Here is a 20799-nt window from a genome sequence, read left to right on the forward strand (position 1 = left end):
AGCTTACACCGTTTTAGCTGACCAAATACCTTTATTGATGCCTTTTAGAATTAAGTCACTAAGGGCTTTCTCGATAGCCTGGGTAACACAAATACTCATGGGTTCATTGTCTGTATAGCCTGCTTCTGCTTCGGCAAGTCGTTTATAACTCACATAGCGGAAAAAGCCTGCGCGCATTTCTTGGCTAAGTACTTTTTTGCTGGTGGCGACTGAGAGTAATACCTGTCCTGTTCGTACATCAACAGCGCGCAAATAGATTGAAATCGCATCCTCTCTGTATAGCTCTGATGCACCAATACCAAAATATTCCATACCGATACCGCCCGTTTTAATATTGGTATCGTAGCTAATAATTCCTCCTTCAAGAATTATTTTTGCAGTTGTAAGAGGGGGGAGATCTGGTAAATCCTTATTTTCTGCTTGTGCAGCACGGATTATCTTCCGTTCAGTTAAGATATTTTGTAAACCTTCACGCTCCACAGGAATAAACCAATCAGATTCATGTAAAGCTTGTACCAGAATTGAGTTAGCACCTTGCGTGACGGCGGTTGAGAATGAACTCACATTGGCTTGCGGTTTATATTGACCCGTTTGATCTCTAAATGAATAAACAGAAACAGGAATACTGCCCATAGGATTAGGCAGTGCTTGAAGGGCTTGAAATGTTTCAGTTGGTTCTAATGTCTCGGCTAACTCCTTGCTTGGTGGAACAAGGTTACCAATTGATGAACAGCCAGTAAGTATCAATAGTATCGCACTTAAAATTACCTTAATCATCATTCAAACCTCGGTACTTCAATAACCGTCACAGTGCCATCTAGTATGCTTGTTATTCTAACAGTGATGGTATCGGTGGTACTGGTGATAATTTGTATTTCATAGTCTCCGGTGATAAATGACGAGTCGCCATTGAAAATGCTGTCATCTACTTCTTCACCAAATGCCATATCGGTGATTTCTCTCACCATACGGTTTAGATAAGTACGCTCAAGTGAATCTTGAAATTTATCTGCATAATTTTGCTCAATAATGGGGGCTTTATGCTTATTCTGTGATTGTGCTTTACTTAATAACATATTGCCATTGAGCGGGCTTCCGCCAAAACTGGGGTTAATTGGGGTATAAACGAGTTCGGTCGCCCAGCTAGTTTGTAAGTTGAAAATTATTATTAGGGTAATGATATATTTCATTTTACCATCCATTTTTTGCCATATCCGGTGATGATTGTTGCATCTGACTGCGCGCCATCGCGTCCATAACACTGTACATTGCTTGTTTTACACGCTCATCCAAAGGTTCAAGGCGACGGCCTAGATAAGTGACATACACGATTTGATTATTCATTCTTAGTACGAGTCGTGTGCCTGCTCGTGGTAATACCGTTTCTTTTATTTCGATATTAAAGCCAGCCGTAGAAGGAAGATCGCGCCAGAGGTTCGCAAATTCAAAATAAAATTGGTGCCCAAAACGGCTTATGCTCCTGTCGAGCACAAGGCCATCAATCTCTAGCTCTTTAGCTTGGCTTGTAAAACAAGTGAAAGCTAAAAAAATGCAATAAATACGGGTTAAAAGTTGTGTTTTCATAATTGAATGAGGGAGCAGAGCTCCCTCCTAAAAGTTTATTCTTGAGTGACAGTTGCGATATTGCCATCACCAATTTGGGTGATCATAACTGCGTTGTTAGAACCAATAATTGAGCCCTCGACAAGGTTCGCATTACCTTCTTGCACAACAACAAATGAGTTATTCTCGCCACCAATTAAAAAAGCACCTTGATCAACACCTACTACAAAGTTTTCAGAGCCAGTCTGACTAATATCAACAGAATGGCCGCTACCTTCCATAATGAGATCTATGGCATTCAACTCACCACTTTGCGCAAATGAAACTTGGTTACTGTTACTATCAAGAACGCTTGCAAATGTAAGAGCGGCTTCATTTAAGCTACCTTCTTGGTTAACGGTAATTTCGTTGTTATTTGAAGTGAGAGAAGTGTCAGGGTATGACGACTGCACAAGTACAGTGTTTTCATTACCAGCCTGGCTAATATCAACGTCATTATCACTACCATTAAAGTTTGCGATATGTGCGCTGTTAGCATCACCAATTTGATTGCTGGTGAATTCATTTTCGTCACCAACGGCACCTAGGTAAGCGTCATTGCCGTTACCATTTTGAAATGCTGTTAGTTCATTATCATTGCCAATGGCATCAAGTGTGACGGTATTATTATCCTGTGCTTGATTAACTAAAAGAGCGTTTCCATCACCCATCATTACAGCAGACTCAAAGCTATTACTATTGCCTTCTTGATCAGCGTTAATTTCATTATCATTGCCAGTGATTTCAGCAATAACAACACTATTTGAATCGCCATCTTGTTCAAACTCTACTTCATTGGCATCTCCACGCAATGAGGTGAGTATAGCGCTGTTGAAAGAACCGGTTTGATCAATAATAATTTCATTACTGTTTCCAACGATTTCATCCGAAGTAAATGCATTGAATACACCGTCTTGTGCTACCTCAAGTGTATTATCATCACCTTGCACTACATTGAATGTCGCTTCATTTAATAAACCTACCTGCGATGCACTAATTGTGTTGTCGTTACCTTGCATATTGAAGTTATATAACCAATGACCACCATCACCTTGATTGACTTCAATAGTATTTGCGTCACCTTCGATGATATTAATTGCTTCATTATTAATGCCAAAGAAGCCAGCACCTTGCTGTGCCACATCAATTGTATTGTCTGTACCAGTAACTTCGGATAACGCACCATTGAGTGTGCCATTTTGATTGTGGGTTATAGTATTAAAATTACCCGTTGCACTTACGAGTGATAAGTTACTCGTTTGTGTTTGAGTAACCTCAAGTAAATTACCATCACCAACACTCACTGTTTCAGTAGTTTGACCAGTACCTTGCTGTATAACAACATGTGAGTTACCTATTCCAGATGTCGATGTTTGATCAATCGAAACTGAGCTGGTCGTGCTTTGTACAGCTACTTGCGTAGCAAGCTCTGAGCTGGATTGAGCTTTATCATCAATATTCGCGGATGCAGTAAAGCTTGAGCCCAAAGCGAAGGTGATTGCGCATGTGAGTAGAGATTTTTTTAACTTCATGATTATTTCCTTTCAGTTATTATTAATCAAAGTTCTAATCAATTTTTGACTTAGAACTATGTACCGGCATGCCTTGCCGGATTAAGTGCGTGATATTCCGTTTGTGACGTTCAGAAGTGTATGAAACGTATTTACTACTCGTTGATAATCTGAATTTTAGATTAACAAGTAATTACTCTAGGCCGATTTTTAGGAATAAAAAATCATCATTTTTTGCTGTTTTTAATATTATTTATTTTCAATGGCTTAAGTCTGATTTGTTAATTTATTGTTTAATTTATGCTTATCGGTTGGTTAAAAAGTGCTAGTTATTGCGTTTGAGGTTCCTGAATTTGGAACCGGTTAAAAAGTGCTGCATTTCACTTTTTTCTATCATTTTTCCCATTTAAAAGTATGGATCTTTTATTTCGATAGGTATTTTTCTTGCCAGTTGATTGTGATTTGCCATTTATAAAATATGCCATGTGATATTCATTCAGAAGTAATGAGCTTTGTTGGTCGAGCCTACCTCTCGGCCAGCCTAACTAATTATGGATAGAAAATATGAAAACTAAATTATCTGTACTCAGCCTAGCTTTATTACCATGTTTAGGTGCTGCGCAAATTAGCACTCCAGCAAAAGCGACCGTAGTCGGTGCAAGTGAAGACTCAGTTTTGGTCATGTATAAAGCTGGTACGTCTGTCGCGGTGCGAGAAAATGCTCGCAACCTAGTGAAAGCGACGATTAGTGATGTTAACAAAGATGGTGTTGATGATAATTACTCTGCAATTTTATCTGGTCGTTTAGCTAAATTTAAAATTGTTGGTATGAGCAGCAAAGAAGCTATCAAGCGTCTACAAAGCCATGCTGCAATTGAATATGCCGAACCTGACTATCGTGTGTCGATAGCTAATGTGCCGAATGATCCTGATTTCTCTCAATTATGGGGTTTGCATAATGAAGGTCAAACCGGTGGTATAGAAGATGCTGATATTGATGCTGTTGAAGCGTGGAATATTTCAACAGGGAGCCGTGATGTTGTTGTTGGTGTAATCGATACTGGTGTTGATTACAGCCATGAAGATTTAGCGGACAATATGTGGATCAACCCAGGTGAAATTCCAGGTGATGGTATTGATAACGATGGTAATGGTTACATCGATGACGTACATGGTATTAATGCAATCACTGATGCAGGTGATCCTATGGATGATCAGGGTCATGGTACGCATGTATCAGGTACTATTGGTGCATCGGGTAATAATAGTACAGGTGTCGTCGGTGTAAACCAAGAAGCATCAATTGTAGGTTGTAAATTTTTAAGTGCAGATGGTACAGGCTCAACGTCTGATGCGATAAAATGTATCGACTATATGGTTGATCTTAAAAACCAAGGCGTCAATGTACGTGTTTTAAATAACAGTTGGGGCGGTGGTGGCTTTAGCCAAGCATTGGCAGATGCGATCACTGCAAGTGAGCAAGCAGATATTTTATTTGTTGCAGCCGCAGGTAATGATGCAGTAGATAACGATCAAAACCCGCATTACCCGTCAAACTACGAGCACGAGAGTGTGTTATCCGTTGCCAGTACTGATAGCAGAGACAATATGTCGAGCTTTTCACAATGGGGTTTAACCAGTGTTGATTTAGGTGCACCAGGTAGTGCAATTTTATCAACGGTACCTGGTAATGGTTATGCAAGCTATTCTGGTACTTCAATGGCCACACCGCATGTTGCAGGTGCTGCGGCACTGGTGTTATCAATCAACCCCGATTTAACAGCGCTCGAGCTAAAACAACTGTTAATGAATAGTGGTGATCAAAATGAAGCATTGCAAGGTAAAACGGTATCGGGTAATCGTTTAAATGTGCATCAAGCGCTTGAACAAGCTGATCCGACACCAAGCTTCAGAATTTCGGTTTCGCCAGGTTCGCAACAAATCACCGCAGGTGAAACTGCAACCTATACCTTTGAAATTGGCTCAATTGCCGAGTGGGAAGGCATTGTTAACCTTGCGCTTCAAGCTGATTTAGACGGTGCAACGCTATCGCAAACTGAAGCTGTGCCGGGTGATGTAGTTACATTAACAGTTCCCACACAAGAGGAAACGGCTTGGGGTAGCTATAGTTTTGTTGTTGATGCAACGTCAGGTGAACTAGCAAAACAAAGCACTGTGTCACTATTTGTTAATCCTGTTGGCTTAAATGATTTTACTTACTCAAATGAAACACCTTTGACTATTCCAGATAACGATGACACAGGTATTGATTCAATAATAACTGTTGCTGACGAGCTGACAGTATTCTCAACGGATGCAAGTATTGATATTGCTCATACTTACATTGGTGATTTAATCGTTACGTTAACTTCGCCGCAAGGAACAACTGCCACGCTTCACAGCCAATCAGGAGGTGGCGCAGATGACTTAGTACAAAGCTATTCGCTGGCTAACTTTAATGGCGAAGTTGCAACCGGTGATTGGGTACTTAATGTCAAAGATGTACTGGCTGCTGATACAGGTACATTAAACAGCTGGTCACTTACTTTCAGCGCCATTGGTGAGGTAAGCCCGCAGCCACCACAAGCAGGTTTTGCATTTGAAGCATCCGGTTTAAATGTAACGTTCACCAATACAAGCACAGATAGCAATAATGATATTGTCTCTTGGGCATGGGACTTTGGTGACGGCGCATCATCGACAGATGCAAATCCACTACATACTTATGCCGAAGCGGGTAGCTATGAAGTGACGCTAACAGCAACAGATAGCGAAGGCCAAACAGATACGTTTACGCAAACAGTCGTCGTATCTGATGTTGAAATCGAGTTATCGCTTAAACGCTCAAGTAAAACGCGTTTAGGCACTATGCGTGTTGATTTAAGCTGGCAAACAGTCGCTGATCAAGTAAGCATCTACCGTAACGGAGAACTACTTGAAACAGTAGCTGATCGCGGCTTCTACCGTGATGTAGAGCGTAATGCTGAGTTACCAAGTTATGAGTACAAGGTATGTGTGACTGAAACCGTTTGCTCTAACCCAGTAACGGTATCGTTCGACTAATAGAGTTCTACTTTGAAAAAGCCCAGCTTATACGCTGGGCTTTTTAATTTGTATTACAAAATGAAGTTTTCGCTAAAACGGTGTATAATTTGCGCCCTTTAAATTATCTGTTCACGTGTCGTATTAATGTGGGGTTGTGAGTGAAAGCATTGCTGAAACAGCATGGTGTAATTTTTATTCTGCTAAGTATGCTAACTGGGCTAATGGGAGCATTCGTTAACCCGTTGATGAGCTTATTCATTGTCGAAGGGCTGCAAACACCGCCTGTATATTTGGGTGTTTATATGGTTGCGGTCACCATTACGGGGTTAGTAATTAGTCAGTGGCTGGGTGGCATGGCTGATAAAGGCACCAGTGCGCGTAAGTTATTTATGGTGGCTGTATCAGGTATGGTGTGTGCGTTAGTGATCTTTGCTAATGCCGGTGCATTTTGGCAAGTCCTGCTCGCAGGCGTGTTATTTCTCGCTATGGGCAATGCGGCAATTCCGCAAATGATGACCGTGGCAAGACAATGGGCGGGGCGTCAACAGAACATCGATATTACCAGCTTTAATTCGCGTTTACGTGCTGCTATTTCCTTTGCTTGGGTGGGCGGCCCGCCGCTTGGTTATTTGTTAGCTGCGGGAGGCGAATTTAGCCGCTCGTTTTATTTTGCTGCGGTGTGTGCCTTGGTTGCACTTATCTTTGCATTTAAGTTTATTCCTGACTACAGCACTAAAAAAACACAACACGCTTTAGAGCCAGCAGAAGCAACAAGTTTATCATTTTGGTTGTTAGGCTTAGCCATTATGCTTGGTTCAACGGGCAATATTATGTATTCATCTGCCTTGCCACTTTATAGCATCACTGAACTAGGGTTTGCACAGCATACGCCAGGGCTATTTATGGGTGTGGTGGCACTGTTAGAAATTCCTATCATGCTGTATGGGGCAAGGCTTGCTAAAAAATACAGCAAGGTTTCGATGCTTTCGGTGGCATTTTGTTGTGCCATTGTATTTTATTTAGGAGTGTTTTTTGCCACTCAAGTGTGGCATTTAATCGCGCTGCAAAGTTTAAACGGGCTGTTTTACGGTGTTTTTGCGGGCATTGGCTTAACCGTATTACAAGATCAGCTTCCAGAGCGAATAGGTTTTACTTCGGCGTTTTACACGAACGCAATTAAACTCGGCGTTATGTGTGGGACAGGGGCAACAGGGGTTATTGCACAGTTTTATAGTTTTAGATTTGCAACCCTTGGTTCTATGGTTGCTGCAAGCTTGGCATTAGGGTGTTTGCTGTTGTTTAGCTATGTAAAACGACAAGAACAACACGGAGCTGTTATCCCAGTGCGACAAGAAGGCCTAGTTGAGTAATTAGCTTAAATAGATAAAAGACCGAGTATCTGTGAAGTGACCCCAAATAGTTGGACATTCCAATTACTGGGGGGTTTAATTATGAGTAACGACCCATTAGCCATTAGCGAGTTGATCAAGTAAATTCATCACATGTTCACTGGCTGCTTCCATCTTATTAATGTGATTAATCGCTGCGTCTTTATTGCCAGTTTGCAGCATGACTAATGCCTCAACACCATTGCGATGAACTTCACGATGTGGCTCTTCTAATTGACGAAATGCGTTATGTTGTTTGAAGCCATTTGATTGCTCTGAATTATACCATTTGCCTAATCGGCACATAGTATGGTCTGAAAAGTCATCAATCGACTTGTTACTTGTGCCATTAGCAACCGCATAGACTTCACCTTTCCAAACAATGTGATCTAGTTTTACGGTTTGCACAAATGAGCGTATGGCTGCATTAATAATCGTTTCTTTCATTAAATCACAGTGGCTCATGATTGAACCATAGTCATTGTTTAGCGTATCAAAACTTGTTGAAAGTTGAGTGTTGTTTTGCTGGATATCTTCAACCGAGGTCACTGTTTCGCTGGTTTTGTTGATGATCTCCTTTACTAGATCAGACACTTCTTGTGCTGATTTATTGGTGTTGGTTGCAAGCGTACGCACTTCGTCGGCAACAACGCTAAACCCACGACCAGCCTCACCCGCACGGGCAGCTTCAATCGCAGCGTTAAGCGCGAGTAAGTTGGTTTGATCAGAAATCTTAGAAATGGTTGATACAAAGGTATTGATGCTATCCGCCATATCAGATAGGCCGGTAATGTTACTGGTCATACTACCCATTTTGCTCGCCATATTCGCCATTTCACTCACAATATGTTGCAGGGCATTATTTGAGTCATTCAAGAGTTGGCTTATTTGTAAAGTTACTTGGCTTTCTTCTTCGATAACAAGGTATGAGTCGAGTACAGTTTGGCGTACACCCTCAATTTGCGTGATACATTCAATCGAACTATTTAATAAATTGGCTAGGAACAATTGGTCTGCATCATCAGCTTGATGATGTAATTTTGCTTCTAAGCGTTCGTTTTCGTCACGTAATACGTGATTGTCGGCTTTAAGTGCCTCAACTTCAGCTAATAGCGCGTTGTATTGATCTTGGAGTAAAGAGTGGCTTTTGCTAGAGACAAACATGTATGTTCCTAATTCATATGGTTGATACTTCTTACACAAGTTGATTATAGATCAAAGTATTAACTTATTATCAATGTTTTTGTTAGAAAGAGAGTAATTAAGAGTATTTGATTAAGAGAAGTGAAAAAGCTGGTTATTAAAGCGAAAAAGCCCAGTAAATACTGGGCTAAAACGAGGGAGGAGAGTTAAAAGAAAGAATATTTTAAAGTAAGCGACGTTGTACGGCCGTTAATAGTACGGGCACGGATAATGTCGTTATTGGGTACCGAGCCTTCTTCCGCTTCTGTGATACCTACAGTGTCAAACAGGTTGTTCACGTTAAGCGATAGGCTTAAGTTCTCAGACAGGTTGTAACTTATAAAGCCATTCACTTGTGTATAGCCATCGAACTTAAGGTCGTTATTATCTTGTGCGTAGGCATCTGTTGTACCAATCAAGCTTAGGCCTGCTGCACCTTTATCAAAGTTGTAAGTGGCCATTAGAGAGTAAATAAGGTCAGCTTGACGACGTGGTGTATTACCGACTAATTCTGGCGATAACACATCTTTGGCGATCTCAGCATCTGTCCAAGTAAAGTTACCACGGAAATCCCAGTCGCCTACATAGTAAGTTGATTCAACCTCGATACCTTTTGCTTCATACTCGCGGTCAAAGAACTTTTGCGATGTGGCTTCGAAGTTTTGTTCTTCCGTTTCTGCGTAGAATGCTGTAGCAAATACTGATAGCGAATCAAAACGTTTTTTCACACCGATTTCGTATTGATTTACTTCATCAATTGCATCCGCTTTGGCAACCGAACCGTCAGCTTCTACTTTACCGAATAGTAAGCGGTCTGCATTTGCACGGCCACCTTTACTCAAGCGGGCGAATGTCGCAAAACTTGGGTCAATTTGGTAGTTCGCACCAATTGAGTACGAGCTGTAGTGCCAGTCATAGTTAACAATGCTTGGATTTGCGTTATCAATACCAACAACACTTTGCTCAGGAATTGAGATTGTACCGTCGCCGTTCATATCAATAGTCGATGTTACGGCACCTGCGTAGGTACCACGCGCTTCACCTGAATCATAGCGAGCACTTGCATCAATGCTTAAATCGCCAAACTTAGTGGCTAAGTTAATGTAAGGTGCACGTGTTTCGTACTCTGTATCGTAGTTACGTTGACAGCAATTACCCCAGTATGGAGTACCATAAGCATACAAGCCATTATCAGAATAACTATCACCATTAGCTGCAAAAACATCAAGTAATGCTGCGTTGTCGCCTTTTAGCTCCATCACATACGAGTTCCAAAGCCACGACATATCGATTGATTGGCTAGATGCAAAGTAACCAAAAGTAACACTGGTATCATCAGAAAACGACTTAGTTAACTTAAGGTCATTAACAATTGAACCCATGTCGTTTAGTGTTACATCGAATGTGTGAATGCGCATTGCTAAATCGTCATTGCCATAAGTTTGACCTGCTGAGCCGCCATTTGCATAAACAAGTGATGCACCATCTCCAGCAATACTAGATGCAATAGAGCTTGCAGATGCAACTTCAGCTGGAATAAGAGAAATAAAGTTACCGCTCACTGATGATGTTCTAAAGCGGTTTTCGATGCGCCAGTCGTTGTCTAAATCAAAGGCCGCTTCAAAACCTACTGAGGTAACCACTGGGTTCATACCGTCTGTCATATCACCCGTGCTGATTTGGTTATCACCATTTAAACGCAGAGTTTGTGTGAAAAGTGCTGAATGCGGCGTATCTGATTGCGCATCAAAACCTGGGATTGAGTCACCATTTGAATACATAGGCATAGGTAGATAACCTACACTTTTATCATCGAGGTGTTTAAAGTAAACACGCACATAACCTGTATCAAATTCTTTCGTCAGGTTTGCCTTAATTTGGCCGCCTTTATTAGATGTATAACCGGTTTCACGCGGGCCTTCACCTTGGCGTACAAAGCCACCAATGTGATAACGCACGCTGTCACTCAAATAAGTACCATACTCAAAGTCAGTACGAATCGAGTCATAGTCAAGACCCACAGTGGTTGAGACACTGCCTGATTCGTTCTCACCGGTTTTCGAAATAAAGTTGATGATACCGCCAGGGGCATCGCTTGCTGCTGTCGATGCTGAGCCACCACGGATTGATTCAACACTTTGTACAGTTGAGTCTAACCGCATAAAGATATCAGCGTTACCAAAGGCAATATCGCCAAACTGCATCACTGGTAGGCCGTCTTCTTGTAGTTGCAGGAATTTAGCACCACCGGATGCGACCGGTAAACCGCGTACTGCGATATTGGCGTTACCTTCACCACCTGTTGATTCTGAACGAACACCTGGAATAGTTCTGAATGCTTCTGCGGTAGAGCGTGGTGTTGATACTTCAATTTCAGCTAACGTAACACTACTAACCGACGAACTTGATGCCATAATAGTTGTACGACGCGGTACACCTGTTACAACAATCGTTTCAAGGCCGCTTTTTTTGGCCTCCGGTTGTGCTTGCTCTTCGGCGTGTAAATTTTGACTTACTGCTAGTGCAAGCGCGCTTAAAGTGTAAAGGGCATGTTTGTGTGTTGTCATAATGTGCCTCGTTTCAATCCCAGATGGTTTGTTGTCTAAATTTGTATCTTAATCGATTAAGTAAAGATAACAATGATTTTACATAGTGCAAGTTTTTTTAGTAAAAAACTTGTACGATTTATGTCCGATAATTGATTTCTAACGATTTTTATTTAGTGGCTTAGCGCACTGTGCTGCGCTAACGCTTGCTCAGCAGGGTTACGTAAGTAGTTATAGAGCATGGCTAAAAACAGTAAACATGCGAAGCCAGTTGCGAGGTAAAAACCGTAACGAATATGGCCAAAGTAATCACTGATCACACCCATTAATAAGGGGCCTGCTGCGGCCGAGAGGGCGGTAAAAAACAAAATAACCCCAGCTACTGCACCGTGCTGCTGCACTGCAAAGCAAGAAATACCTTTTGAATTTAAAGTTGGATAGATCATCGACATGAATAGCCCAGATAGAGGTAATAAGAATACTGCCCAGTCAACACCACCAAAAATTAACCCTAAATAACATAGCGCAATTCCCAAGCTTAAATACAGCATTGCCGCTTGCCAGCTTAAATGATTTAGAAGCCATACCGCTAAGAAACGCCCTGCCGCGCGTAAAATAAAAAACAGTGTTAGCGCATATGTCGCTAGTAATTGCCATGGACCGTTGTAATCGCCAAGTAAAGTCGGCATCCACACATAAATAGCCACTTCAGTTGCAACATAAAGGGCAATCGCTAAAGAAAAACCTAGTGCATAAGGGTTTTTCATCATGCTCATTGTGGTTGCAAATGACGCAGGTTTAGCGTGTTCTTCAAGTTTTTTAGGTGTCGGGTAATCTGCACGCCAAGCGATTAGGGTCAAAATTAAGCACAAAACGCCGGCGATAACGTAGAGGTAAGTCCAGCTTACTTGCTGGGTGATTAAAAAGCTTACCAGTGCAGGGCCAACAATGGCACCAATACCAAAGAAACCTTCTACCAAGTTCATGGTTTTTGTATGTTCTAAATTGTTTTTAGAAATATCACCTAGTAATGCCAAGGCGCCTGTTTTAAACAAACCGATAGCAAGACCAATACAGCTAAGTAGTACCACAAATATGCTAAAGCTGCTGCTAATGGCAAACAGAAAACAACTAATCGTAAATAAGCCTAGTCCTAGCATTATGGTTTGTTTGCGGCCAAGACTATCGGCCAAAAAGCCTAAAAATAGGCCGCTAAACGCAATGAGTGCCATAGGTGCATAATGAAAAGCGCTAGCTTGGGTCATGCTTAAGTTAAATTCATTGATAAGCTCAGGAATGATCATACCAACCGCATCAGAGGTCATAGCAAACATAAAAAACATCATGTATGTCAGCCATCTAATGGTTTGCAAAGGATCGTGTGTTCTATTCATTGTTGTATCCCCACCGAAAGGTCTGCACCTTTACTATGTATATTAGTGTATAAAAACGATAAAAACTGCTTGAATAATTTGCTGTCGTGGTTAAAGATATATCTTAATCGATTAAGTTTCAACTTGGTATTAACAATTATGATCAACAATAAAGTGCAATTAATCACCTATGCAGACCGTATTACTGGTCAAGGTATTGATGAATTAAGTAATTTATTAAATGGCCCACTTAACAATGTGTTTGCAGGTGTACATTTGTTGCCATTTTATAATCCGATTGATGGCAGTGATGCTGGCTTTGATCCTATTGATCATAGTGAAGTAGACTCGCGCCTTGGTAGCTGGAACGATATTAACGTGCTTGGTGCCAACTATGACTTAATGGCTGACTTGATTGTTAACCATGTTTCAGCACAGTCTTTCCAATTTAAAGATGTACTCGCAAAAGGTAAGCAATCTGAATTTTGGGATTTATTTTTAACCAAAGACGATGTATTCCCAAATGGCATGTCTGAGGCTGAGCAACAAGCAATTTATCGTCCGCGTCCAGGTAGTTGTTTTACACCTATTGCGTGTGGTGATGGCCAAACCTATGATTTTTGGACCACATTTACCGATAACCAAATTGATATTAATGTGAAATCAACGGCGGGTATCGAGTATCTAAATACGGTGCTTGGAAAATTTGCTGATAATAATGTCAACATTATTCGTTTAGATGCGGCGGGCTATGCGATTAAAGAAGCAGGCACGAACTGCTTTATGCTGGATGAAACCTTTGAATACTTGAACACGCTTTCCGCGCAAGCGAATGAAGCGGGTATGGAAACCATTGCGGAGATTCATAGCCATTTTCAAACTCAGGTTGAAGTAGCAAAGCGTGTAAATATGGTATATGACTTTGCCTTACCGCCACTTGTTTTGCATAGTTTGTTCAGTAATGATGCGCAAGCTTTATTGAACTGGCTAACAATTTCGCCGCGTAACTGTTTAACGGTACTTGATACTCATGATGGTATTGGCATCATTGACGCAGGCCCGATGGGTGATAAACCGGGTTTATTAAATGCAGCGCAAATTGATAATTTGGTCGAAACTATTCATGAAAAGAGTGAAGGGCAAAGCCGCCTAGCAACCGGCGCAGCAGCAAGTAATGTTGATTTATACCAAGTAAACTGTACATATTACAATGCCTTGGGCGCAGATGACTTTGATTACCTATTAGCGCGTGCGATTCAGTTTTTCGCGCCAGGTATCCCACAAGTTTATTATGGCGGTCTGTTTGCATGTGAGAACGATATGGAATTACTGGCTCGCACCAATGTAGGTCGTGATATCAATCGTCCTTACTTAAATGCACAAGACATTGATGCTGCACTTGCTAAACCTGTGGTGAAAGGTTTGATAAAGTTGATTCAATTACGTAATGAGCACCCAGCGTTTAACGGTGAGTTCATTGCGAAAGGTGAAGGCAGTGTGTGTCGTTTAAGCTGGCATGATGATACCAGCTCAATCGAGTTAAAAGTTGACTTTGCTAGCCGTGAAGTGCTCATTGTCGATCACCGAGAGGGCGAGCAAAGCATCAACGATTTGGCTGACTATTTAGTTTAACTGCTCTGACCCAATTGCAGTTGATAGTCGATTTCGGCTGTTTGCTGCTCTTTCGATAAAAACAAGGTCGCTGCAATGCGGCCTTTTTCTTCACTGTTTTGGTGGACTGTCGTGAGCTTTGGCACAAATCGTTGTCCTTCATCTATACCGTCAAAGCCAACAATTCTGATGTCTTCAGGAATTGATAAGCCCATTTTTAATGCTTCGCGCATCGCGGCAAGGGCGATTAAATCACTCATACATAGCAACACGTTTGGTCTTGGTGTACTGCTTAGCGCTTCTTTGGCGGCAATACTGGCAAAGCGCTCGCTACTTTCTGGAATGTTCCATGTTCTATCATCGCCAAGGGTGATGCCTGCATCGTTAATCGCTTGGAGATAACCACGCAGCCTCTGGTGAGCAATAGACTGACCCGCTTCAAATTCATGATGCTCGTATACACGGCATAATACGTCGTTATCGAGTAAACGCAGGCCTAAAATAGCCACCCGATCATCATTTTTTTGTAGTGCATGCTTGGCAATATCGAAACTGGCTTGTTGGTTGTTTACGTTTACTGAGGCATCGCGACCGATATTAAAATCAACCGTCACCACATGTTTAGCAACCTGTTTTAATTGTTCAACAAGTTGCTTATTACGTGGTCGACCATAGCAAATAAAGCCATCAACAAAATCAACCACGCTATTGAGGTTATCGTTGTTACCTGAAAATAATAAAAGATTAATGCCATTTTTTTCGAGTACCGCCGACACACCGCGCATAAAGCTGCTTGCAACCGGATCTGACACCATATATTCAACACTGTCTGGCAATACTAAAGCAACAATATTAAAGGTGCCTCGGCGTAATGATTGCGCCGCCTTGTTAGGACCAAAATAGCCGAGCTTTTTACAGGCCGCCAAAATCTCTTCGCGGCGTGCTTTCGATAATTGATCAGGGCGGTTAAACGCATTTGATACGGTGGCATTTGAAACGCCTAACTCTTTGGCAATACTTTTCAGCGTCCAACTTTTTGGCTTTGTCATTGTCGGTTCTTAATCGATTCACTTAATGGTAAATTACCATATAAAGAGTCGAAAAAAAGTGTTTTTAGTCATTAAATTAGGCGTACCATAAGAGAATGAGTTCGAGTGTGAGAAAAAGGCGAATAGCGAGTGATTTCTAAGTTACCAAAATGGGTTGAGATTGGCGCATTTATTTTGGCATTGGTGGCAGGTTGCGTAAATGCAGTTGGTTTACTTAGTTTTGAGCATCAAGCTGTATCGCATTTATCGGGGACTGCCACCTTGCTTGGTGCAGATCTTATGCAAGGCAACAGCCTTGATGCTTTTCATTTATTCGGCGTATTACTGTCATTTTTAGTCGGATCAGGTATTGCTGGGTTTTTACTGCATAGCTCAGCACTTAAACTGGGTCGTCATTACGACACGGCATTATTGATTGAGGCAGGGCTTTTATTGGGGGCACTTTGGTTACTGTTTAATGGCTCTGGCTACGGGCACTTTTTAGCCTCTGCGGCATGTGGGTTACAAAACGCCTTGGCAACAACTTACAGTGGCGCAATTGTTCGTACCACCCATGTGACAGGTATCTTTACTGATTTAGGTATCATGTTTGGTCGGGTTTTACGTGGTGAAACCCTTGATAAACGTAAGGCTAAACTTTTCGGCCTTATTATATTAGGCTTTATTTTGGGTGGCTTAGCAGGGGCATGGTTATTTGCAAAATTGAGCTTTGCGGCACTTTATGTACCAAGTGCTATTTGTATTTTACTCGCCTTGACCTATCGCGTTTATAGCCATCGAAGCGCAACTTAATGATTAGCGATACTCTTTGGTGTTGCGCCAAAAGCTTGTTTAAAAATACGACTAAAATGGCTGGGGTTATTAAAGCCTAGTTGATAACATACTTGGCTTATCGCCTCACCTTTTTCCAGCAGTTTATAGGCTTTTTTTAAGCGCAGTTGTTGTTGCCAAAGTGCTGGCGTTACACCAAATGCCAATTTAAATTGCTGATAAAACTTACTGCGACTCATGCAGGCAATCTTACATAACACGTCGATATCGATATTCTCAGCAAGGTGCTGTTCTAAGTAGCTAATTACATGGCTCAGAGGGGTTGCAAGCTTACCCTGTTTGCAGCTTGCTATCATTAAATCTCGGCTTTGTTGCTGTAGAAGGCGGGTTATTAGCTCATTAAGCGATAAATCAATTAAGTAATCTCTGTGCTGCTCATTTTCACTAAACAGGGTGATCATTCGCTCAAGCAGTTGTTGGGTTTGTTGGTTATGCTGTGCATGCACCAGTTTAGCTTGGTACTGAAAAAAATCATCCTGTGTAATTTGCTGATTAAAATTTAGATTATCAACGACTTGGCTTATTTTATCTGTACTAATTTCAATTGCTAAACAGGTTGTTGGTTGATTGAGTGAAGCATTGGGGAAATCAATTAATACCCCTTGCTCTGGGGCAAGTACAAACGACTGGTTAGGTAGAAATTCTTTGTGATAATCACTGTCGGCAACATGCATGATTTTTTTACCACTGATCATGCCACAGAATAATAACTCAGTGGAATGCAGTGCCACTTTCTGCGCATCTAAATAGGTATCGTAAATACTTAATTCAGCATGCTTACCAGCAAAGCTTATTTTATTTTCAATAAGTACATCAATACGTTGGCGTTTTTTGTCTAAGTGACTATGGGTGATTGATGTATTCATTGTTGCCTCACTATTCCTTATTTATGGACAGATAGTCAAAAAGTCTGGACTGAGAATCAAGTGCCTTTTGTGTAACTGGGCTAACGTAAATAGTTAGCGGTTATACAAACAATAACTCACCGCTTAAATAAAATACAACAATTTGAAGAGAGAACACATTATGATTTATACAAATCCCGGTAGCGAAGGCGCTAAAGTCAATTTTAAAGCCCAGTACGAAAATTATATTGGTGGCCAATGGGTCGCTCCAGTAAAGGGTCAATACTTTGAAAATATTAGCCCAGTGAACGGCAAGGTATTTTGTAAAATACCTCGTTCATCAAAAGAAGATATCGATTTGGCGCTTGATAAAGCCCATGATGCAAAAGTCGCATGGGGAACAACATCCGTCACAGAACGTAGCAATATCTTATTAAAAATAGCCGACCGAATTGAACAAAATTTAGAGATGCTTGCAGTGGCAGAAACCTGGGACAACGGTAAAGCAATACGTGAAACACTCGCCGCAGATGTGCCATTAGCGGCTGATCACTTTCGTTATTTTGCAGGCTGTATCCGTGCACAAGAGGGATCAATTGGTGAAATAGATGAAACCACAGTGGCGTATCATTTTCACGAACCACTGGGTGTAGTGGGGCAAATTATTCCTTGGAACTTTCCATTGTTAATGGCTGCGTGGAAGCTTGCTCCAGCCCTTGCAGCGGGGAATTGTGTGGTTTTAAAACCAGCTGAGCAAACGCCCGCGTCAATTTTAGTGTTGCTCGAAGTGATCGGCGATTTATTACCTGCGGGTGTACTAAATATAGTAAACGGGTATGGAAAAGAGGCAGGTGAAGCACTTGCAACAAGTCCACGTATTGCAAAAATTGCCTTTACAGGTTCAACGCCTGTGGGGTCGCATATCTTAAAGTGTGCTGCTGATAATATTATTCCATCAACTGTAGAATTAGGTGGTAAATCGCCAAATATTTTCTTTAACGATGTGATGGAAAAAGATGATGAGTTCTTAAGTAAAGCGGTTGAAGGAGCGGTACTTGCGTACTTTAACCAAGGTGAAGTGTGTACGTGTCCATCGCGTTTATTTATTCAAGAGGATATTTATGAGCAGTTTATAGAGCGCGTACTTGCCCGTACTTTACAAATTAAGCGTGGTAACCCACTTGATACCGAAACCATGGTGGGCGCACAAGCATCGCAAGCTCAATTTGATAAAATTTTAAGTTACATTGAAATCGGTAAAAAAGAAGGGGCCGAAGTGCTAGCTGGTGGTGAAGTAGAACAACTGTCGGATGAGTTTAATGGTGGCTATTACATTCAACCAACGCTATTAAAAGGCACTAACGATATGCGTGTATTCCAAGAAGAAATTTTTGGTCCTGTCATTTCAATGTCGACGTTTAAAGATGAAGATGAAGCCTTAGCGCTGGCTAATAGCTCAGAGTTTGGTTTAGGCGCCGGTGTATGGAGCCGGAACATGAACCGTGCTTATCATTTTGGTCGTAAGATTGAAGCCGGTCGTGTTTGGACAAACTGCTACCACATGTATCCAGCTCATGCTGCATTCGGTGGTTATAAAAAGTCAGGTATTGGTCGCGAAACACATAAACTTGCCCTTGATCATTACCAACAAACGAAAAATCTATTAGTTAGTTACAGCGAAAACCCGTTAGGCTTCTTTTAAATCCCTTGCTTATTGTTGTCGAAGCTAACCAAACGCCACTCAGTAGTGGCGTTTTTAATGAGTTATTTGAACGGCATGCTTAGGAGTGTGGCTAAAGATGTATTCTGCTTAGTGGCTTTATATTGGCTCAGGCCAATGTCTTGTAAATCATCGCCTTTTATTGCCACGTTTCGATAACTTAAAAATAACTTATCCCACCAAACTAGGCTAAATCCGTAATTACTGTTGGTTTCATGGATGTGTGTACTATGGTGAATGCGATGCAGTTTCTGGGTAATAATAAATAGGCGCAGGGCTTTTTCTAGCTTTTCAGATAAACAGATATTTGCATGATTGAATAGCGCAAAACCATTGAGCGCAACTTCAAAGATAAGTACGGCAACCGCTGGAACACCAAGCACTGTTATAGCGATGAGTTTAACAAGAATACTTAGGGCAATTTCTATTGGATGAAAGCGTAATCCCGTACTGGCATCAACGTGGCAATCAGCATGATGCACTTTATGGAGCCGCCAAAGTAATGGGACTCGATGAAATAAACGATGCTGCCAGTAAATCAGCATATCTAGTATTAATAAACTTAGTGGAATACTTACCCACAGTGACAGCTCTAAATAGTTAAATAACCCTAGTGCTTGCTGGTGATTAAAATCAGCGAGGGTAGTAAGACTCACCGGCACCGCTAAACGTGCAATGATAGAAGATACAATGACCAATGAAAAATTACCAAACCAGCGATACCTTGCTGTAATAGGCGATAATCTTGCAGGTTTTTTCCATTCAAGTAACATCATGATGATTAATATGCTGAGAAAGCAGCCGACTCGCCAATATAGTTCATTCGTCATTGTTTAGCTCTTGTTGCTTTAGGGTGAAGTAACCACCATAGATGCGCGTGATGATAGTGATAGTGCATGCAACAGCAAATAGGCTCGCTAACACAGGAAAGCTGCTAGGCCATAAACACAATGCTATAAACAAAGCGATGGTTTCACTCCCTTCGGTTAACCCATTCAGATAGTAAAAGCTTTTATTTTTGAATTGAGGCTTCTCTAGCTGAAACTTCTCAGCAGCAACTGCAAAGGCAAGAAAGCTTGATCCTGTGCCAATAAAACTCACTAGTAAAATTGCGCCAGCAATCGCATTTTGTTGTGGGTCAGCCAAGATAAAACCGAAAGGGATCGCGGCGTAAAATAAAAAGTCGAGAGTAATATCTAAAAAACCACCAGAACTTGAGCTGGTATTGCTATATCGGGCCAGTGCGCCATCCAAACCATCAAATATACGGTTTAAAATGATAGCAGCGAGTGCCAAATTCCATAATTTAAAGGCAATAAAAGGAACGGCAAGTAGGCCTAGAATGAATCCAGTTAAAGTGAGTTGATCAGCCGTTACGCCTCGTTTATCCAATTGCGTAACAATCGGCATTAGTAGCGGTTTTATGACGGGTGTAATGTATCTATCAAGCATAGCGTTTTTCCAAAGTTGCTAAGTTAATAATATTTCCTCTGGCAGCTATGGCATCACTGTGATCATGCGTGACCATGATAGCGGGTAATTGATGTGCTCTGATTTGTTTAAAAACAATGTCACGAACTTCTTGGCGAAGCTCACTATCTAGTTTACTGAAGGGTTCATCAAGAAGGATGGCTTTTGGTTTACTTAATAAAACACGCAGGAGTGCCACACGAGCTTGTTGTCCGCCAGATAAGCTTGCTGGAGAGCGTTTTTCTAACCCGCCTAAGCCAACTTTTTCTAAGGCAAGACTCACGTTTTCAAGGTCTTTCTTTTTGCTTAACTTAGGCATAGCAAATGCAATATTGCCCTCAACAGACAAATGAGGAAAGAGTAATGGGTCTTGATAGAGTAAGCCAATGTGACGCAAATGACAGGGAGTATGGGTAATATTTTGTTGGTTTAAGTAGAGATTACCGTGGGCAGTAAACGTTGGTGGTAGCATACCTGTTAGCCAATTAAGCAAGGTGGACTTTCCACTCCCTGATGGCCCCATAATGCTTAGGATCTCACCACCTTGAATAGATTCATTAAGTGACAGCAGTGCTGTTTTATTACGCCAAATTGTGAGTTCTTTAATATCTAATGAGGAATACATA

The 20799-nt window shown here is 41.4% G+C and carries 17 protein-coding genes; 5 read left to right on the forward strand and 12 right to left on the reverse strand.

All coding sequences use genetic code 11. The features are described from left to right. Positions 1 to 3 precede the first annotated feature (3 nt). From L3V41_RS05675 to L3V41_RS05690, 4 genes are read right to left on the reverse strand one after another with little or no spacing between them, the layout of a single operon-like run. Positions 4 to 777 carry a CsgG/HfaB family protein gene (locus L3V41_RS05675; protein ID WP_062567625.1) on the reverse strand — a complete coding sequence of 258 codons (774 nt, stop codon included), beginning with the start codon at positions 775 to 777 and terminating at the stop codon, positions 4 to 6. Then, positions 777 to 1190 (reverse strand): curli assembly protein CsgF, encoded by a 414-nt coding sequence (locus tag L3V41_RS05680; RefSeq protein ID WP_237115406.1) that lies wholly within the window; start codon positions 1188 to 1190, stop codon positions 777 to 779. The genes L3V41_RS05675 and L3V41_RS05680 overlap by 1 nt, the downstream gene beginning before the upstream one ends. 1 nt (position 1191) lies before the next feature. After that, a complete protein-coding gene (locus L3V41_RS05685; protein WP_062567623.1) occupies positions 1192 to 1584 on the reverse strand; it encodes a curli production assembly/transport protein CsgE in 393 nt (130 codons plus the stop codon). Between the two features lie 35 nt (positions 1585 to 1619). After that, positions 1620 to 3134, reverse strand: a complete 1515-nt coding sequence (locus L3V41_RS05690) for a curlin (RefSeq protein ID WP_237127304.1) — start codon at positions 3132 to 3134, stop codon at positions 1620 to 1622. Between the two features lie 543 nt (positions 3135 to 3677). On the opposite strand from L3V41_RS05690, the gene L3V41_RS05695 reads away from it, so the two are divergent. Both L3V41_RS05695 and L3V41_RS05700 read left to right on the forward strand, forming a co-directional pair. Continuing rightward, the gene (locus tag L3V41_RS05695) at positions 3678 to 6176 is read left to right on the forward strand and encodes a S8 family serine peptidase (protein WP_237127305.1); all 2499 of its coding nucleotides are present in this window, start codon (positions 3678 to 3680) and stop codon (positions 6174 to 6176) included. A 140-nt stretch (positions 6177 to 6316) separates the two neighbouring features. Further along, positions 6317 to 7528 carry a sugar efflux transporter gene (locus L3V41_RS05700; RefSeq protein WP_237127306.1) on the forward strand — a complete coding sequence of 404 codons (1212 nt, stop codon included), beginning with the start codon at positions 6317 to 6319 and terminating at the stop codon, positions 7526 to 7528. A gap of 96 nt (positions 7529 to 7624) precedes the next feature. Here the strand turns inward: L3V41_RS05700 and L3V41_RS19975 are convergent, their stop codons facing one another. The 3 genes from L3V41_RS19975 to L3V41_RS05720 form a co-directional block, all read right to left on the reverse strand. After that, positions 7625 to 8710 (reverse strand): methyl-accepting chemotaxis protein, encoded by a 1086-nt coding sequence (locus tag L3V41_RS19975; RefSeq protein ID WP_276574692.1) that lies wholly within the window; start codon positions 8708 to 8710, stop codon positions 7625 to 7627. A gap of 185 nt (positions 8711 to 8895) precedes the next feature. After that, positions 8896 to 11295, reverse strand: a complete 2400-nt coding sequence (locus tag L3V41_RS05715) for a TonB-dependent receptor (protein ID WP_237115402.1) — start codon at positions 11293 to 11295, stop codon at positions 8896 to 8898. Between the two features lie 152 nt (positions 11296 to 11447). Beyond that, entirely contained in the window at positions 11448 to 12668 is a 1221-nt protein-coding gene (locus tag L3V41_RS05720) for an MFS transporter (protein WP_062567618.1), read from the reverse strand. A 138-nt stretch (positions 12669 to 12806) separates the two neighbouring features. On the opposite strand from L3V41_RS05720, the gene gtfA reads away from it, so the two are divergent. After that, positions 12807 to 14279 carry a sucrose phosphorylase gene (gene gtfA, locus L3V41_RS05725; protein ID WP_062567617.1) on the forward strand — a complete coding sequence of 491 codons (1473 nt, stop codon included), beginning with the start codon at positions 12807 to 12809 and terminating at the stop codon, positions 14277 to 14279. Here gtfA and L3V41_RS05730 read toward each other — a convergent pair. Then, complete coding sequence (locus tag L3V41_RS05730) at positions 14276 to 15307, reverse strand: LacI family DNA-binding transcriptional regulator (protein WP_237115400.1); 1032 nt, start codon at positions 15305 to 15307, stop codon at positions 14276 to 14278. The two genes, gtfA and L3V41_RS05730, sit on opposite strands and share 4 nt — an antisense overlap. A gap of 129 nt (positions 15308 to 15436) precedes the next feature. Here L3V41_RS05730 and L3V41_RS05735 point away from each other — a divergent pair, with 129 nt between their 5' ends. After that, positions 15437 to 16099, forward strand: coding sequence for a YoaK family protein (locus L3V41_RS05735; RefSeq protein WP_062567615.1), 663 nt, complete (start codon positions 15437 to 15439; stop codon positions 16097 to 16099). On the opposite strand, the gene L3V41_RS05740 is transcribed toward L3V41_RS05735, so the two are convergent. Beyond that, a complete protein-coding gene (locus tag L3V41_RS05740) occupies positions 16096 to 16992 on the reverse strand; it encodes an AraC family transcriptional regulator (protein WP_157066171.1) in 897 nt (298 codons plus the stop codon). The two genes, L3V41_RS05735 and L3V41_RS05740, sit on opposite strands and share 4 nt — an antisense overlap. Positions 16993 to 17164: 172 nt before the next feature. Between L3V41_RS05740 and L3V41_RS05745 the strand changes: the two genes are divergently transcribed. Beyond that, positions 17165 to 18685, forward strand: a complete 1521-nt coding sequence (locus L3V41_RS05745; protein ID WP_062567613.1) for an aldehyde dehydrogenase family protein — start codon at positions 17165 to 17167, stop codon at positions 18683 to 18685. 62 nt (positions 18686 to 18747) lie between these two features. Here the strand turns inward: L3V41_RS05745 and L3V41_RS05750 are convergent, their stop codons facing one another. Genes L3V41_RS05750 through L3V41_RS05760 form a run of 3 tightly spaced genes read right to left on the reverse strand, consistent with a single transcriptional unit; the run spans position 18748 to position 20798 of the window. Then, complete coding sequence (locus tag L3V41_RS05750; RefSeq protein ID WP_062567612.1) at positions 18748 to 19533, reverse strand: sterol desaturase family protein; 786 nt, start codon at positions 19531 to 19533, stop codon at positions 18748 to 18750. Continuing rightward, on the reverse strand, positions 19523 to 20155 hold the full coding sequence (locus L3V41_RS05755; RefSeq protein WP_062567611.1) for a CDP-alcohol phosphatidyltransferase family protein: 633 nt from the start codon (positions 20153 to 20155) through the stop codon (positions 19523 to 19525). Before L3V41_RS05755 ends, L3V41_RS05750 begins: the two co-directional genes overlap by 11 nt. Continuing rightward, entirely contained in the window at positions 20148 to 20798 is a 651-nt protein-coding gene (locus tag L3V41_RS05760) for an ATP-binding cassette domain-containing protein (protein ID WP_062567610.1), read from the reverse strand. Before L3V41_RS05760 ends, L3V41_RS05755 begins: the two co-directional genes overlap by 8 nt. Position 20799 lies beyond the last annotated feature (1 nt).

Source organism: Pseudoalteromonas sp. L21, from assembly GCF_021728035.1.
GTDB classification, from domain to species: Bacteria; Pseudomonadota; Gammaproteobacteria; order Enterobacterales; family Alteromonadaceae; genus Pseudoalteromonas; species Pseudoalteromonas arabiensis.